At 53.6% G+C, this 14,444-nt stretch carries 13 protein-coding genes and 1 pseudogene; 12 read left to right on the top strand and 2 right to left on the bottom strand.

The genetic code is table 11. From position 1 onward, the window contains the following. Window positions 1-8: 8 nt before the first annotated feature. The 7 genes from C7433_RS03845 to C7433_RS03815 all read left to right on the top strand — a co-directional run bounded on the left by C7433_RS03845 (window position 9) and on the right by C7433_RS03815 (window position 7,575). Window positions 9-1,550: a glutathione ABC transporter substrate-binding protein gene (locus C7433_RS03845; RefSeq protein ID WP_110267657.1), complete on the top strand. Its 1,542-nt coding sequence runs from the start codon at window positions 9-11 to the stop codon at window positions 1,548-1,550. A gap of 81 nt (window positions 1,551-1,631) precedes the next feature. Further along, window positions 1,632-2,564, top strand: coding sequence for an ABC transporter permease subunit (locus C7433_RS03840; protein ID WP_039340937.1), 933 nt, complete (start codon window positions 1,632-1,634; stop codon window positions 2,562-2,564). Then, a complete protein-coding gene (locus C7433_RS03835) occupies window positions 2,561-3,445 on the top strand; it encodes an ABC transporter permease subunit (protein WP_033737479.1) in 885 nt (294 codons plus the stop codon). Before C7433_RS03840 ends, C7433_RS03835 begins: the two co-directional genes overlap by 4 nt. 2 nt (window positions 3,446-3,447) lie before the next feature. Continuing rightward, window positions 3,448-4,491, top strand: a complete 1,044-nt coding sequence (locus tag C7433_RS03830) for a P1 family peptidase (RefSeq protein WP_110267656.1) — start codon at window positions 3,448-3,450, stop codon at window positions 4,489-4,491. Next, window positions 4,488-5,309 carry a M55 family metallopeptidase gene (locus C7433_RS03825; protein ID WP_110267655.1) on the top strand — a complete coding sequence of 274 codons (822 nt, stop codon included), beginning with the start codon at window positions 4,488-4,490 and terminating at the stop codon, window positions 5,307-5,309. The genes C7433_RS03830 and C7433_RS03825 overlap by 4 nt, the downstream gene beginning before the upstream one ends. 570 nt (window positions 5,310-5,879) lie before the next feature. Then, entirely contained in the window at window positions 5,880-6,788 is a 909-nt protein-coding gene (locus C7433_RS03820; RefSeq protein ID WP_033737140.1) for a LysR family transcriptional regulator, read from the top strand. Window positions 6,789-7,116: 328 nt separating this feature from the next. Continuing rightward, window positions 7,117-7,575: a hypothetical protein gene (locus tag C7433_RS03815; protein ID WP_110267654.1), complete on the top strand. Its 459-nt coding sequence runs from the start codon at window positions 7,117-7,119 to the stop codon at window positions 7,573-7,575. A gap of 59 nt (window positions 7,576-7,634) precedes the next feature. On the opposite strand, the gene C7433_RS03810 is transcribed toward C7433_RS03815, so the two are convergent. Both C7433_RS03810 and C7433_RS03805 read right to left on the bottom strand, forming a co-directional pair. Then, a complete protein-coding gene (locus tag C7433_RS03810) occupies window positions 7,635-7,817 on the bottom strand; it encodes a hypothetical protein (protein WP_146212549.1) in 183 nt (60 codons plus the stop codon). Window positions 7,818-7,900: 83 nt separating this feature from the next. Beyond that, the gene (locus tag C7433_RS03805) at window positions 7,901-9,817 is read right to left on the bottom strand and encodes a methyl-accepting chemotaxis protein (protein WP_110267653.1); all 1,917 of its coding nucleotides are present in this window, start codon (window positions 9,815-9,817) and stop codon (window positions 7,901-7,903) included. Between the two features lie 1,781 nt (window positions 9,818-11,598). On the opposite strand from C7433_RS03805, the gene C7433_RS03795 reads away from it, so the two are divergent. The 5 genes and pseudogenes from C7433_RS03795 to ycgZ all read left to right on the top strand — a co-directional run bounded on the left by C7433_RS03795 (window position 11,599) and on the right by ycgZ (window position 14,375). Then, a complete protein-coding gene (locus C7433_RS03795; protein ID WP_033738455.1) occupies window positions 11,599-11,766 on the top strand; it encodes a general stress protein in 168 nt (55 codons plus the stop codon). A 126-nt stretch (window positions 11,767-11,892) separates the two neighbouring features. Further along, window positions 11,893-12,151 (top strand): annotated as a pseudogene (locus C7433_RS03790) (hypothetical protein). 33 nt (window positions 12,152-12,184) lie between these two features. Then, on the top strand, window positions 12,185-12,700 hold the full coding sequence (locus C7433_RS03785) for a ferritin-like domain-containing protein (RefSeq protein ID WP_110267652.1): 516 nt from the start codon (window positions 12,185-12,187) through the stop codon (window positions 12,698-12,700). Between the two features lie 248 nt (window positions 12,701-12,948). After that, window positions 12,949-13,788 carry an MBL fold metallo-hydrolase gene (locus C7433_RS03780; protein WP_052133157.1) on the top strand — a complete coding sequence of 280 codons (840 nt, stop codon included), beginning with the start codon at window positions 12,949-12,951 and terminating at the stop codon, window positions 13,786-13,788. Between the two features lie 335 nt (window positions 13,789-14,123). Beyond that, window positions 14,124-14,375: a regulatory protein YcgZ gene (gene ycgZ, locus C7433_RS03775; protein ID WP_039340900.1), complete on the top strand. Its 252-nt coding sequence runs from the start codon at window positions 14,124-14,126 to the stop codon at window positions 14,373-14,375. Window positions 14,376-14,444: the final 69 nt, after the last annotated feature.

The following is a 14,444-nucleotide window of genomic DNA, read 5'->3' as shown; positions in this document are numbered from 1 at the left end:
GAGATTTTATGAAAACGCTGTTCCGCCGTACTTCACTCGCCCTCGCCTTAACGACGACACTGGTCATGACTGCGCAGGCACAGGATCTGCGCATTTCAATGTATGCCGATATTACGGGGCTCGATCCGCACGATACCTCGGATAATGTCAGCTACTCGGTGCAGAGCGGTATCTTTGAGCGCCTGTTTCAGTTTGATCCCCAGATGAAGCTGGAGCCCTGGCTGGCGACCGGTTACACCTCCAACGACAGTGCGACGGAATTTACGCTGACGCTGCGTAAAGGCGTTACCTTCCAGGATGGTACGCCTTTTGATGCGGAAGCGGTCAAAGCGAACCTTGAGCGTCTGGCAGACCAGAAAAAAGGGCTGAAGCGCAACAGCCTGTACAAAATGATCGATAAGGTGACGGTGCTGGCACCCGATCAGGTGAAAATCTCACTCAATCAGTCATTTGGTGCTTTTATTAATACGCTGGCGCACCCTTCGGCGGTGATGTGGAGCCCGTCGGTTCTGAAACAGTATCCGGACGAGGCCCAGTTGCGGCTGCATCCGGTGGGGACCGGGCCATTTAAATTCGTAAACTGGACTCCGGGCAAAGCGGTCACGCTGGCGAAGTATGACGGTTACTGGCGGCAGGGCTGGCCCAAAGTCGATCAGGTGATTTTCTCACCCAGCCCGGAAGATGCGACACGGGTTGCCGCGTTGAAATCGGGTCAGGTGGATGCCATTTGGCCTTTGCCTTCGGATCTGATCGCGGCGGTGAAGCAGGACAGCAACCTCGCGATTCAGCGCGATCCGAGCATCTATCTCTATTACATGGCGATCAATACGCAGCATAAACCTCTGGCCGATGTCCGCGTGCGCCAGGCAATCAACTATGCGATTGACCGTCATCTGTGGTTGAAGGTGGCCTTTGCCGGTTTGGGTAAACCGGCCACCTCCGCGATGCCGGAAGGGGTGCAGTTCTATGAGAAGCAGAGCGATCCCGATTACCACTATGCGCCGGATAAGGCCAAAGCGTTGCTGAAAGCGGCGGGCTACCCGAATGGGCTGGATCTCAAGCTCTGGGTCACCAATGCGACCGCCAGCGTGCGCGCCGCCCAGGTGCTGAAGGCGCAACTGGCCACGGTGGGTATTCGCGCCACGGTGACACCGATGGATTCCGGAACGCGCAACGCGAAGCTGTGGGGCGTTCAGGACCCGAAAAAAGCCGAATTTGACCTCTATTATGGCGGCTGGTCGACGTCTACAGGCGATGCCGACTGGGCTCTGCGTCCGCTGTTCGCCACCGAATCATGGGTACCTACCTCGTACAATGTCTCCTATTTCAGCAATCCTGACGTCGACAAGGCGATTGCTGCCGGGCTGGCGACGGCCGATCCGGCAAAACGTGGTATCGCCTATGCACAAGCGCAAAAGCTGTTGTGGAAAGAGGCCCCCGTGGCGTTCCTTGGCACGCCAGACAATCTGGTAGGCAAACGCAGCACCCTGAGCGGCGTTTCGATGCTGCCTGATGGCAATCTGTTGTTTACTCAGGCGTCGTTTAAATAAGTCGCGGATGTCCCTCACGTGCCTTTGCCGGTTGCGGCGGCACGTGAGGCTCCCCGTCTCACCTTTATTTCAGGGAATGGCATGTTTGCATACATCATTCGCCGATTGCTGGAGATGATCCCGGTTTTGCTGGTGGTCTCGCTGCTGGTTTTCGGTTTCATCAAGCTGCTGCCGGGCGATCCGGCGCGCATTTATGCCGGACCGGATGCACCGATTGAAGCGGTCGAAGCGGCACGTCAGCACCTCGGGCTCAACGACTCGTTGCCGCAGCAGTATGTTAACTGGATAGACAACCTGTTACATGGCGATCTTGGCACCACGTACCGCACCCAGCAACCGGTGCTGCAGGTGATTAAGCAGGGCTTCCTGCCCACACTGTGGCTCGCCTTAGCCGGTTTCGCCTGGTCTGTGCTTCTCGGCCTGATGCTTGGCGTACTCGCGGCCCTGAAACGAGGGAAATGGCAAGACTGGACGCTAATGAGCGTGGCGGTGGGCGGTATCTCGATGCCGGCGTTCTGGCTGGGGCTGCTGCTAATCCAGTTCGTTGCGATGCCTTTTGGCCTGTTCTCGGTCAGCGGCTTTAACAAGGCCAGCGATATTGTCCTGCCCGCCATCACGCTGGGATCGTCCGTTGCGGCGGTCATGGCACGCTTTACCCGCTCGGCCTTCCTTGAAGTGGCACAGGAAGATTACGTACGCACCGCGAAAGCGAAAGGGTTGCGTAACCGTCTGGTGACGTGGAAACACGTGATGCGTAATGCGCTCATCCCGGTGATCACCATGCTGGGGTTGCAGTTTGGTTTTCTGCTGGGCGGTTCGATTGTCGTGGAAAGCGTCTTCAACTGGCCAGGGTTAGGCTGGCTGTTAATTGAGTCGATCAAAGCGCAGGATCAGCCGGTCATTCAGGCGCTGGTGATGCTGTTTGTATTTGAGTTTATCGTCATTAATCTGCTGGTGGATCTGCTTTACGCGGTCGTCAATCCGGCAATTCGTCTGCGACAGGAGCCGAGATGAGTCATCAATCGCTGACTGATAACCCGCCTCAGGTCATTCGCTCGCCGTGGCGCGATTTCCTGCATGCTTTTGTGCGCAATCCTCTGGCGCTGGTTTCAGGCGGATTTGTCCTGCTGTTGATTCTGGTGGCGATCTTTGCGCCCTGGCTGGCTCCCTGGGATCCGATGGCGCCCGACTGGATGGCGTTATCCTCGCCCCCTTCGGCAGCACACTGGATGGGCACCGATGAACTGGGGCGCGACCTGCTCAGTCGTATTATCTATGGGGCGCGTATTTCGCTGTATGTCGGCGTGCTGTCCGTGACGCTGGGTATGATTGTCGGCGTCGTGCTGGGGTTGCTGGCGGGCTATTACGGTGGCTGGGTCGATATGCTGATCATGCGCGGTGCTGATGTGTTATTCGCGTTTCCCGGCATGCTGCTGGCCATTGCGGTGGTGGCGCTTCTGGGAACGGGCCTGAACAATGTCATCATCGCCGTCGCGGTGTTCAGCGTGCCCGTCTTTGCCCGGATTGTGCGCGCCTCCACGCTGTCATTGAGACAGGCTGCCTATGTGGAAGCCGTGCGCTGTGCCGGTGCACCCGACCGAATCATTATCCTGCGCCATATTCTGCCGGGCACGCTTTCCAGCGTCATTGTTTATTTTACGATGCGCATTGGCACCAGTATTCTCACAGCGGCAGGCTTAAGCTTTATTGGCCTCGGACCGGAGCCGGATGTGCCTGAATGGGGCAATATTCTGGCCATGAGCCGGAGCATGATGATGGCGGGCGCGTGGCACATGAGCGTGTTTCCGGGGCTGGCGATTTTTATCACGGTGCTGGCGTTTAACCTGCTCGGCGACGCGCTGCGTGACACGCTCGACCCGAAACTCAAGGGCTGACGATGGACTTTCAACAATGGCAGTGCGAACTGCTGCTGGATCGCTGGCGTAACGAGCGTCAGTTGGGGCAGCCGCGTAGCGCATGCGGCCCCACTAATCGCATCAGCGATGTGGCTGGTGTGCGCGTCGGCCACGTCACGCTGGCTGAGGGAGAGCGGCAGACTGGCGTCACCGCTATCGTTCCGCCGGGTGATAACCTGTTTCTCACGCCGCTGCCGTGCGGAGCTGAAGTTCTGAATGGCTTTGCGAAACCGGTCGGACTGACACAGGTCGAGGAGCTGGGTGTGTTAAACACGCCGATTCTGCTCAGTAACACGCTGGCGGTGGGCACGCTGTTTACCGCGCTGGTAAGGGATGCCATCCGTCGTAACCCGGAACTCGGGCGGACGCTGCCGACGGTGAACCCGCTGGCCCTGGAGTGCAACGACGGCTGGCTCAATGATATTCAGGCGCTGGCCATCAGTGAGGCGATGGCGCAGGAAGCATTGCATACAGCCGCAGCGGACTTTTCCCGCGGCAGCGTTGGCGCAGGACGCGGGATGAGCTGTTTTAATCTGAAGGGCGGGATCGGCACGGCCTCGCGTGTTATCCCGTCGCTCAATGCCACGCTGGGAGTGCTGGTGCTGGCGAATTTTGGCGCGCTCAGCGCGCTCACGCTTGACGGTGTGCGACTCGGTGAAGTGATTGCACCGCTGCTGGCAGGAGAGGCACCGCAACGTGATGCCGGTTCTGTCATCATCGTGATGGCGACGGATGCGCCGCTGGATGCGCGTCAGTTGAAGCGTATCGCGAAGCGTGCCGGTGCCGGCCTCGGGCGGCTTGGCAGCTACTGGGGCCACGGCTCGGGCGATATCGCCGTAGCGTTTTCAACGCAACCGCTGCCGCAACCGCCGCAGGACGCCATGCTGGAGCCGCTGCTTGCCGCCGCGGCAGATGCCACCGAACAGGCTGTACTCGATGCCTTGTTGAGCGCAGAGCCTGTTACCGGCTTTCGGGGTCACCATCGCCCCTCACTGACTCAGATTCTGGACAGGTTAACCACATGAAAATTTTTATTTCTGCCGATATTGAAGGTATCGCGGGCGTTATGCGCCCGGAGCAATGCACACCCGGCAACCCGGAATATCAGTTGGCCCGCGGTCTGATGGAACAGGAAGTGAATGCCGCGATAGAGGGGGCGTTCGCGGGAGGCGCAACGGAGGTGGTCGTCGCAGACAGCCATGCGCAAATGACCAACCTGCGGGCGGAAAATCTTGATCCCCGCGCCCGGCTGGTGCAGGGCAAACCGCGCGGCTTGTCGATGGTTGAAGGCATAGAACAGCAGACGTTCGACGGATTATTTCTGGTGGGCTATCACAGCGCAGCAGGCGAACCCGGCGTACTGGCGCACACCATTAATGGCCGTGCATTCTGGCGTATCCATATCAATGGCCTGGTGATGGGCGAAACCGATATTTACGCCGCTGCCGCCGCTGAGCAGGGCACGCCACTGTGGCTGGTCACGGGCGACGATCAGCTACAGAGCTGGATAGCAGAGTATTACCCAACGGTTGACTACGTTTGTGTCAAACGCGCCATTTCCCATACCTGCGCGGAATCCATTAGTCCCAAAGCGGCACAACGTGCCATAGGCAGTGCTGCACGCGCCGCGCTTGAGCATCAGCGCGATACGAGCACGACCCGGTTGACCGCGCCTTATCATATGCAGCTTCAGGCCAGCAAACCCGTGTTGGCCGATCTGTTCTGCCTGATCCCCGGCGTCACGCGCATCGATGCGGTTACCGTGGGATATCAGGCAGAGCGGATGGAGACGTTGATCAGCTTGCTCAGTGCATTTTCTTACCTGGCGAGTACCCAGTCGTAGCACAGGGAAAGCCATGAGGTCAGGGGCGGGTAACCTTCGCCCCTGCAGCTTCCTTTTTTCAGAAACATCGCCGCCGGGCGCGATCGTGCGCACTGACCGACAATCCGCCACCACGCACCGTCGATCCACATGAGATAACCCGGCCGCCTCCCCGCTGCACTATGGCAGGGCGAACGCCTGGCTTTACCCTTTTCAATGATTCAGCCAGTGAGGGGAAATGGACCGATACCGGCGCGATTTGCACCTGTTTCCCCTTGCATAAGCCCGGCGCCGCCTTATTTCAGCGCAAGGCGGTAGCGGGTCGCTTCGCCTCCCTCTGTTTTACGGTACAATTTTTGCAGCAGGGATTGTCCTGTCTTTACCCGCCCGGATCGTATCGGCAGTAAGGAATAACGACGAGGCAGGACAGATTCAGGCGCTGGCCGTTTCTTTGCCCGTACCGCGGGTGAGATGACAGATGGTTCAGGTTTTCCATTTTGATTCAGGCGTTGGCGGTGCTGTAAGTGAAGCGCTGAAAAGGGTGCATCACAGCGGCCTGCGGGTAGCTGAATCCACACAGGGTAAATAATGATGCGGCTCCGTCACATAGAAGTCTTTCAGGCCATCGTACAGACCGGCAGCATCAGCGCAGCCGCGCGCCTGCTCAACGTATCGCAGCCCAATATCAGCCGCGTGCTGAACCATGCAGAACAGCAACTGGGCTTTGCGCTGTTTGAGCGGCGTATCCAGGGCATGAGCGTCACGGCAGAAGGACGAAGGCTGCTGCCAGAGGTGGAAGATCTCTACCAACGCTTACAATCCATCACCCAGCTCACTGAACAACTGCGACGCGGCGAAGGGCAGATCGTCCGTGTCGGTGCGGCTCACGCTTTCGGTCAAATGGTGTTGGCACCGGCATTGGTCACCTGGCGACAACAGGTGCCCTCGGTCAGCGTTGAACTGGTCACGGAACACTTTAGTACCTTATGCCAAATGATCCTGGAGAATCAGCTTGATTTCGCCCTGGTCTTTGGTCAGCAGGTGGATGCAGCGCTGCTGGCGGAACCGCTGTTTCAGTCGTCAATGGTGGCGCTACTGCCGCCAAATCATCCCCAACATGAGCCCGTTACGCTGGCATGGTTATGCGCGAATAACCTGCTGATGATGCAGACCCAGGATCCGCTTGGGCGCGTCCTGCACCGCGCGCTACGCGATAAAAAGCTGAATCCGGCAGTGTCGTTATCGATTAAAACCTACTCGGTGATTGCGGATATGGTACTAGCAGGCGGCGGTGTGGGCGTGGTGGATCTGTTCACGGCTTGCCGCTATGCCGAACAGCTAAAATTACTCCCGGTCGCACAGCCGTTGCCGTTTGAAGTGATGCTGATCAGCCGTCGTGATCAACCCCAGTCCCAGTCCACGCTGCAACTTAAGCAGGTCATTCGCAACAGGCTGTGGGACATCGCTCGCCAGTGCGAAGCGCAGTTTATTTGTGACTGAGCAAATAAACGGTGGTACGAGGTGCGTTCAGGCCTTTCGCCGCGCCTGAACGGCCCTGGTCGGGCTTTTCAGATGCGCGTTGTGGCTGGCCTGACGACAGGTTGCGCCGTTTTTCCTGCACCGGTTTACGTCATTTCTGATCGGGTAAGGCGACAGAGGGCTTTATGATGGTGCTGTTTAGCCAACCTGTCGCGATTCTGACTCTTCCTTGCAGTTGCCTTCAGATGTCATAAACCTGGCATACAGTTATCCAGTTGCGTTAAGACAACGTCAGCACAACGAAAAAACATTACGTCGTAAAACGCGCTCAACCGAGTGATAGTGATATATGGACGATTTAGAATTAACCCTGGCAAAAATGGCACAGCAACTGAATCAGCACGCTTTGCCCTGGATGGTGATCGGGGGAGCGGCCATGGTGCTTTACGGCCTTGAAAAGGGGCCGGTGAACGATATCGATATTGTCCTGCCTTCGCATGCCGCGGCTTTTCTGAGCAAGAAATACGCCTGGCCCAACTATGCTGATGAGACGTCTTTACGGTTCCGCTCCGACTTTTTGCTGCGACCTGAGACTGGTCCGGTGCCGGTTGAACTCCTCGGTGGCTTCCACATTTTGACAGAACAAGGCTGGACAGCTCTCTCAGTAGGCGAAACCGTTACCGTGAGTATCAAATCGCAGCAGGTGTTTTTACCCGTGAAAGCACAACTTGCGGCCATTCTTCGCCTTTGTGGTCGTGAGAAGGACCTCAAGCGTATGATGCGCCTGAGTGGCACTTACGTTTCGTAAGGTAAGGATGCTTCCTGACTGAAGGGCTTTCACATTTCCTCAGGCACTGAGTGTACAAATCAAATGAACAGTTTTATTGCTTCGATGATTGCGGCGTTACGCTGACTGCCTGTTTCCTGCTGCAGAATGCTGTAGAGCTTATCAATTAACGTTTTCCGCGTGATTGAATCGGCTTCATAAAACAGGGCTTCGGCTGCCTCACCAACGATAATGTGAGCGGTATGCATTTTATTTTCAGTCACGTATCCTCCCGATGCCGTCAGGCGCATCAACCCTTGCTGAGGCGCGTCACACACAGCGCCCCAGCACGGCCTTGCGTTATGCCTTAAAATGTCTCCCAGTTGGCGTCTGAGGTTTTCACTGAAGCCGGAATGTGCCGACTGCGCGCGATCACCGGAGCGCTGGTCACGGTCATTGAAGAGGGTGCCGGTAACCGAAATACGGCCACGGTTTTTTCAAGTTCCAGCGCCTGATCCTCCAGGCTGCTGGCCGCCGCAGATGACTCCTCAACCAGCGCAGCATTCTGTTGCGTCGTGGTATCCATTTCCGTCATCGCCTGCGCTATCTGGGTAATGCCCCGGTTCTGCTCGTCAGACGCGGCAGCGATTTCGCCCATAATATCTCTGACCTGCGTGACGGATTTGACGATATCTCCCATGGTATTACCGGCACGGTTAACCAGTTCGGTACCGTTGTTTACGCGCTCCAGGGATTCCCGAATGAGTGCCTCAATTTCTTTTGCCGCAACAGAACTGCGCTGTGCCAGGCTACGTACTTCACCTGCTACCACAGCAAAGCCGCGTCCCTGTTCGCCTGCCCGTGCCGCCTCGACCGCGGCATTCAACGCCAGAATGTTCGTCTGGAAAGCAATACCGTTAATGACAGTGATGATTTCTCCAATTTTGCCCGAGCTCTGACTTATCCCACCCATCGTGGCGATCACGTCGCTGATAATTTCCCCGCCACGGCTGGCGTTATGTGATGCTTCGGTAGCCAACTGGCTGGCATGATGGGCGTTCTCAGCATTCTGTTTTACGGTTGAGGTCAGCTCTTCCATACTGGCAGCGGTCTCTACAACGGCTGCGGACTGCTGTTCTGTTCGTGAGGAAAGGTCAGTATTACCTGCTGCAATTTCAGAGGAGGCGCGAGCTACGCTGTTCACACCGTCACGGACTTTCGAAATGATAGTGCGCAGACTGTGATTCATGGCACCGACGGCGGTCATCAGTTCGCCCAGTTCATCAGTACGCGAACTGGTTATTTCTGACGTCAGGTCGCCTGCTGAAATGCGTTTTGCTGAAGAAAGCGTCTCTTTCAGGGGAACGGTAATGCTACGGGTCATTCTCCAGGCGACAACAAGGCTAAGAATAATACAGGTAATCGTAGTGAAACCTATCTGCCAAAGGGCGGTATGTATGTACTCTTCAGCCATCTGAGACTGGAAGAAAGCCAAATCTGTCATGGACTGATTAAGTTTGCCTGCGGCGGCCGTCATGTCGTCTGAGGCGTGTTTCTCTGCGTTAACGGCAAGAAGATAGTTGTTCAACAGCACAGGGCCGGCTGTTGTTTTTTGCTCCACTTCGGCTAACAAGGTAGTGAATTCTGAAGCGGACGGACCGGACAGCTGGGTCTTAAGCGATGACAGGGTATCCCTGATGCCAGCAAATTTATCCAGCGATGACGAATCTGGCGTTTTAATAAATGCCTGCACATAAAACGCGGCCTGTTCGATCTTCAGGCTCAGCGTGAGCAGTTGAGCAGCGTCAGCAGGCACGGACGTCTGTCGGGCAGCCAGTTTTTCTGACAGCGCGGCCAGTTCCAGGCGGTTCAGTTCATTCAAGGAGAGGACGGTTTTGTCTGTACTCGCAAGAAAAGTCTGCCGTTTCTCCCGATACTGATTCAGGGCAACGCTGAGAACAGAAAGCTTTTCACGCCCGGCCGTGGACCAGGAGTAGTGCTCCAGGCTTTGCCGTAAACCCGAAAGCTGGTTCATTGCCTCGCCATTGATTTCGATAAACTTCGTCTCACGAGTATACTGAAAAAGTGTGCGGTTAAGCCGGGCTTTAGCCAGCGAATCCAGCATTTGTACGGTAATGTCACGTTTGGCAGAGTTCTCTTTGATATTTAAAAAACATTTGAGCGCCAGCGAAGAGATAATCAGTGAGGCAAGAATAACTAACAGAAAACCCAGAACCAGTTTCCCGCCTATCTTTAAATTGTAAAAGCTTTTTATAATTTTCATTTAATTAACCCTGTGTTGAACGTTACCCCGAGCCTTAGGTTTTCTCAGGCGGTAATCGTGTATCGGCACAAAAGATACATTCCTTATGCTTCTTTTGTTTTTTTATTTGCCGTTTTTAACTTTCTTTGATTTTGATCAATTTTATTGTTCTTTCTCCACAGGTTGAAAATCATGGCGTTAACTATTGCTCGCGTTACCATCTGTATTCTAACTGTGTTTTTTAAACGAGTCGGGATATCGCTGGGGCACGTACTACCTTGACAGGTAAAAAGGACAGTGTGCTTTTTGAGGTTGAAATACAGGCTAAGCCTTTTCACACGAAACAGAGTAGAGAAGGTGTCAGTGGTGCCGGAAAAGGCGTAGTAAAGACAGGCTAAGTGTGTGTACGGTTATTTCTGTTAAATAAATTTCAAAAACATCCTGACTCGCTTAATCATTCTCATGTCAGCTCTTTTTAAACAAAGCAATTGCCCGGTTACTTTTCAGGACTTTTAATATCGCAGTAGACCTGTAAAAAGTCCGGCTGATAATCCTGAGTGGTATTACCGCCTCGTTTGCAACGCTCAGGCATCAGTACAATAATAATTTAACGTGGGTGCCTGCTGGCGCCTACAGCTAAAGTAGCCTGGAACTGTTTAGTTGGTTCACCCCCGCTATTGAGTGGGGGCGTTTTTTTACTTCGGCCCAGGGCTGGCGCAGCATCTGTATTATCTTTGCGATGAAGAAGCTGACGCGCAGGATGAATAATATCCGCAGGAATGTCTGATTAAATTCGCTGAAGCAGGAATCTCACAGGGAGGCTTATGATGTTACCTATAAATAAAAATCGCAGTTTTCAACCAGACATGGGCGATTCTTAGTGAAATCACAAGCCAGCCTCAGTGGGCTTAAACCGAAACTGCCGATATGTGGCAATAGCATCGTCTGGGCGTGAGCCCGTGACTCAGACATGGCAGGTTTCGTTTCGGACGGGTAAAGCGTTAACCCCCGATTACGCCTGATACAGGGCGGCCAGCGTCAATCGTTCTGTAAAAGGATGTTAACGTTAAATGCCACTCTCTTTTTGTCGAGCCCCGAACGTCTTTTTAGGATGTGTAGCTGAATGTCCGCCACCGCCACGGCGCTTATCCCTATTTTCTTAACCCCTCTCCGCCAGTCCTTGCCGGCTAAGAATAGCGTATAAGGTTTTTTAAAGTACCAGTGAGAACTATTTTTCATGACCGCTACTTTTATTCGCATCGGATAGCGCTTTAACTTTACCCGGTAATAATTCTTTTATTGATGACGGTCAATGGGCAAATTTGTACAATAATCCTGATTCCTGTACAAATTAATGGCGGCGGCTTTTGAGAGTAATCTTATAAATGTGTTAAGCATCCGGAAGAAAGCGAAAACCTAACGGTAAAGCACCATAAAACATCGGGCGTGTCATGCGTGTATGACAATGAGCATAAGTGAGATGGAAAAAGGGTTAGCAAATAATTGTCTGGATTTTTTCAGGCGGGAAAATTTCCTTAAGAAATAATTCAGGAAGGTGGGTAATAATCAATGGTTCACAACCCGCTGTTCTGTTTGTTTTTTCTTTAACCGTGGGACGAAGTGAGGGTAAGAAACGGAGAGAAAGCGTTAAGCCGGATGCGAGATTTGTATAAGGTTGCCCCGTAAAATCCCCAGAAAGAATTCCCGTCACGCTTGCAGTATTAAAAAAGTTTTATAGCCTTACAATGCCATGCTTAGCATGGAAATGAAGCATGTAACTTTTACTTTTAGGAGGAAATATCATGACTGAACATCGTGGCGGTTCCGGTAATTTCGCTGAAGATAAAGAGAAAGCTTCTGAAGCCGGCAAAAAAGGCGGCCAGCATAGCGGCGGTAACTTCAAGAACGACCGCGAAAAAGCCTCTGAAGCAGGTAAGAAAGGTGGACAAAACAGCCATCGTGGCTCCTGATTCACTTTAATTAAAGGACAGACTGGGGAGCAGGGAGCGCTCCATGAACAACGCCCGTTGAACGCTGCTGTTATTCGTAGAGATCCTTCTTTTATGTTTATCACTGGCCGGAAGGGTGATTAATCTGTGAAAGTAAAAACGTTACTTGATCTGTTTATTCATGACCTCTCTGACGTTTACAGTGCTGAAAAGCAAATTTCGCGCCTTGATCAGATTATTGATGCCCGCGATAAACGTCGCATTGTTCATCTGAAATGCCACGCTCTGGAGGGACTGGTTGCAGACGCGCATTGCGCTTGCCTCTCCACTCGGCCTGAAAGAAGCATCACAACGGCGTGCGGAGAGGCTTGAAGAGGAAAAATCCACCGATGTAAAACTCAGCTGAGCAACACCAACGATAGCCAGGCCGGAGGCGCTTATGTCGACTGCATCAACCCTTTCTCTTTATCATGACTGGTTACGTGATGCGCATGCGATGGAAAAGCAGGCTGAAACCCTGCTTGAGCAAATGACGCATCGACTGGAAAATTATCCTCAGCTACGCGCACGCATTGAACTGCACATTGATGAAACACGTCAGCAACAGGTGCAGTCTGAAACGATCCTTGACCGTCACGGCATTTCGTATTCAAGCGTAAAAGATGTGATGGGCAAAATGGCCGCCCTGGGGCAGGCGTTTAGCGGGGTGTTTGCTGAAGATGAGGTAATGAAAGGGGCCATTGCGGATGATGTCTTTGAAAATGCGGAAGTGGGCAACTCTATCAGTCTGATTAACGCCGCGACCCGGGCGGGTGATCTTGTAAGTGTTCCCGTATTAAAGCAGATATGTGAAGAGGAATTGGCCATGTCAGACTGGATGATCACCCCTTTGCCTGACCTCACCGATCAGTTCCTGAGCCTCCGTGAAGACCCGGAATCACAGGCTAAGCGTTGAACAGGCCTTCATGTCAGGGAGGCGGTTCCGTTCCCCATGCGCTGCTTATTCCTCATGTACGTTCTGAACGCCAGGCATCGTGCATTCCGACGGCTGTCTGCCTGCGCTTCTTTTGTTTCAAACACGTGCGTTATCAGGAACAGCCATGCAGTACAGCCATTCACCTCATGCTCTCAGAGCCTTCAGTCATACAGGTTTCCAGATACCGCCTGTCTGAACGTTTACAACATTTTAAAGCTGGGTAAATTATGAAAATTCATCATCTTAATTGTGGATGTATGTGCCCGGTGGGCGGAGCGCTGTTTGATGGTTTCAGTAAAGGCCTTTATGCCCATCTGGTGTGCCATTGCCTGCTGATAGAAACAGATCGACACGGTCTGGTCCTGGTCGATACCGGTTTTGGACGGGATGATATGCGCCACCCAGAAAAACGTCTTTCTGGTTTTTTTCGGTTGCTGAACAATATTCAAAGGCGGGAAGCCCTCACTGCACGCTCCCGCATTGAGGCGCTGGGATTCAATGTTAACGATGTGCGTCACATCGTTCTTACTCATCTTGATTTTGACCATGCCGGGGGGCTCACTGATTTCCCTGGCGCACAGGTACATCTGCTACAAACCGAGATTGATACATCACAACAGCGGCACAGTTGGCTGGCCCGCGAACGCTATCGGCCCGGTCAGTGGACCGGACTTTCTGGCTGGACAGGCTATCAGGTTCAGGGGGAGCAATGGTACGGCTTTGATGCCGTAACCGCACTCAAAGGTCTTCCCGCTGAAATTCTGCTTGTGCCACTGCCCGGCCATACGCAAGGCCATGCCGGTATTGCAGTCAGCCGGTCGGAAGGGTGGTTGCTTCACGGCGGCGACGCCTGGTTCTATCGGGGCGAGATGGCGCTGCAGGATCCTCATTGTACGCCAGGGCTACGTTTCTATCAGTGGATGATGGCCATGGATAACGAAGCCAGAAAGCGTACACAACAGCAGCTTCGTGCGTTGTTGAGTCAGCATCACCAGGATATCACCTTCTTTTGCAGCCATGATGCGAAACAACTCAATGCCCTGAATCCCGGGCCGGAAAAAGAGTGATCATTCCCGATCACCTTTAACGTGTTAAGCAGGGCATTTTCAATGTGAAAGAGAAAATGTCGCTGCGATTAGCGTGTCGGTAACATCATTCTTTCTCTCATCTCGCAGAATTCAGAACCAGTTCAGGAATGCTGTGGTGTCGGTGGTGAGCCCACCCGGGATCAGGACTGAAAAGCCTGTCAGATTCTCGTGAGATCAGCCAGAATGGAGGCAAAAGCACGTTTTGCAAAAGAAAACGAGCGTTTCCAAAAATACACCTGTACAGCGGACCATCAAGTCTATAACTTTACCGACACGTAATAGTTAACTCATTAAATATTTCCCCAGAGCCGACATTGTATAAAAACTCGTCCAGACCCGACGCCATGAGCGCCATTGCCCGCTACTTTGAAAGCGCGTCACTGCCTACGCAGCAAGAAACGCTGGGCAGCATTGCATCCGAAATACTTCGAGCAGGAAAAAGCCTGAACCGCACGGCTATTTGCAGCAAACTCGTCCGACGCCTGGAGCTGGCAGGAAGTGCAGAAGAAGAACAGCATTACCGTGAACTGCTGGGTCTCTTGTTCGGTCGTAAATCAGGTAACTGATCCGTTACGGTTGCCAGGCCAAACCTGAATATCTGTCCTTGCCTGCTGATGCCTTGTATCACCTTCACT

It is taken from the genome of Pantoea sp. PNA 03-3, assembly GCF_003201175.1.
In the GTDB taxonomy this organism is placed as follows: domain Bacteria; phylum Pseudomonadota; class Gammaproteobacteria; order Enterobacterales; family Enterobacteriaceae; genus Pantoea; species Pantoea stewartii.
This window is presented reverse-complemented; position numbering and strand designations above follow the sequence as displayed.

Coding starts and splice junctions, on each gene's coding strand:
- C7433_RS03845 (WP_110267657.1), top strand. CDS start 9: ATGAAAACGCTGTTCCGCCGTACTTCACTCGCCCTCGCCTTAACGACG.
- C7433_RS03840 (WP_039340937.1), top strand. CDS start 1,632: ATGTTTGCATACATCATTCGCCGATTGCTGGAGATGATCCCGGTTTTG.
- C7433_RS03835 (WP_033737479.1), top strand. CDS start 2,561: ATGAGTCATCAATCGCTGACTGATAACCCGCCTCAGGTCATTCGCTCG.
- C7433_RS03830 (WP_110267656.1), top strand. CDS start 3,448: ATGGACTTTCAACAATGGCAGTGCGAACTGCTGCTGGATCGCTGGCGT.
- C7433_RS03825 (WP_110267655.1), top strand. CDS start 4,488: ATGAAAATTTTTATTTCTGCCGATATTGAAGGTATCGCGGGCGTTATG.
- C7433_RS03820 (WP_033737140.1), top strand. CDS start 5,880: ATGCGGCTCCGTCACATAGAAGTCTTTCAGGCCATCGTACAGACCGGC.
- C7433_RS03815 (WP_110267654.1), top strand. CDS start 7,117: ATGGACGATTTAGAATTAACCCTGGCAAAAATGGCACAGCAACTGAAT.
- C7433_RS03805 (WP_110267653.1), bottom strand. CDS start 9,817: ATGAAAATTATAAAAAGCTTTTACAATTTAAAGATAGGCGGGAAACTG.
- C7433_RS03795 (WP_033738455.1), top strand. CDS start 11,599: ATGACTGAACATCGTGGCGGTTCCGGTAATTTCGCTGAAGATAAAGAG.
- C7433_RS03785 (WP_110267652.1), top strand. CDS start 12,185: ATGTCGACTGCATCAACCCTTTCTCTTTATCATGACTGGTTACGTGAT.
- C7433_RS03780 (WP_052133157.1), top strand. CDS start 12,949: ATGAAAATTCATCATCTTAATTGTGGATGTATGTGCCCGGTGGGCGGA.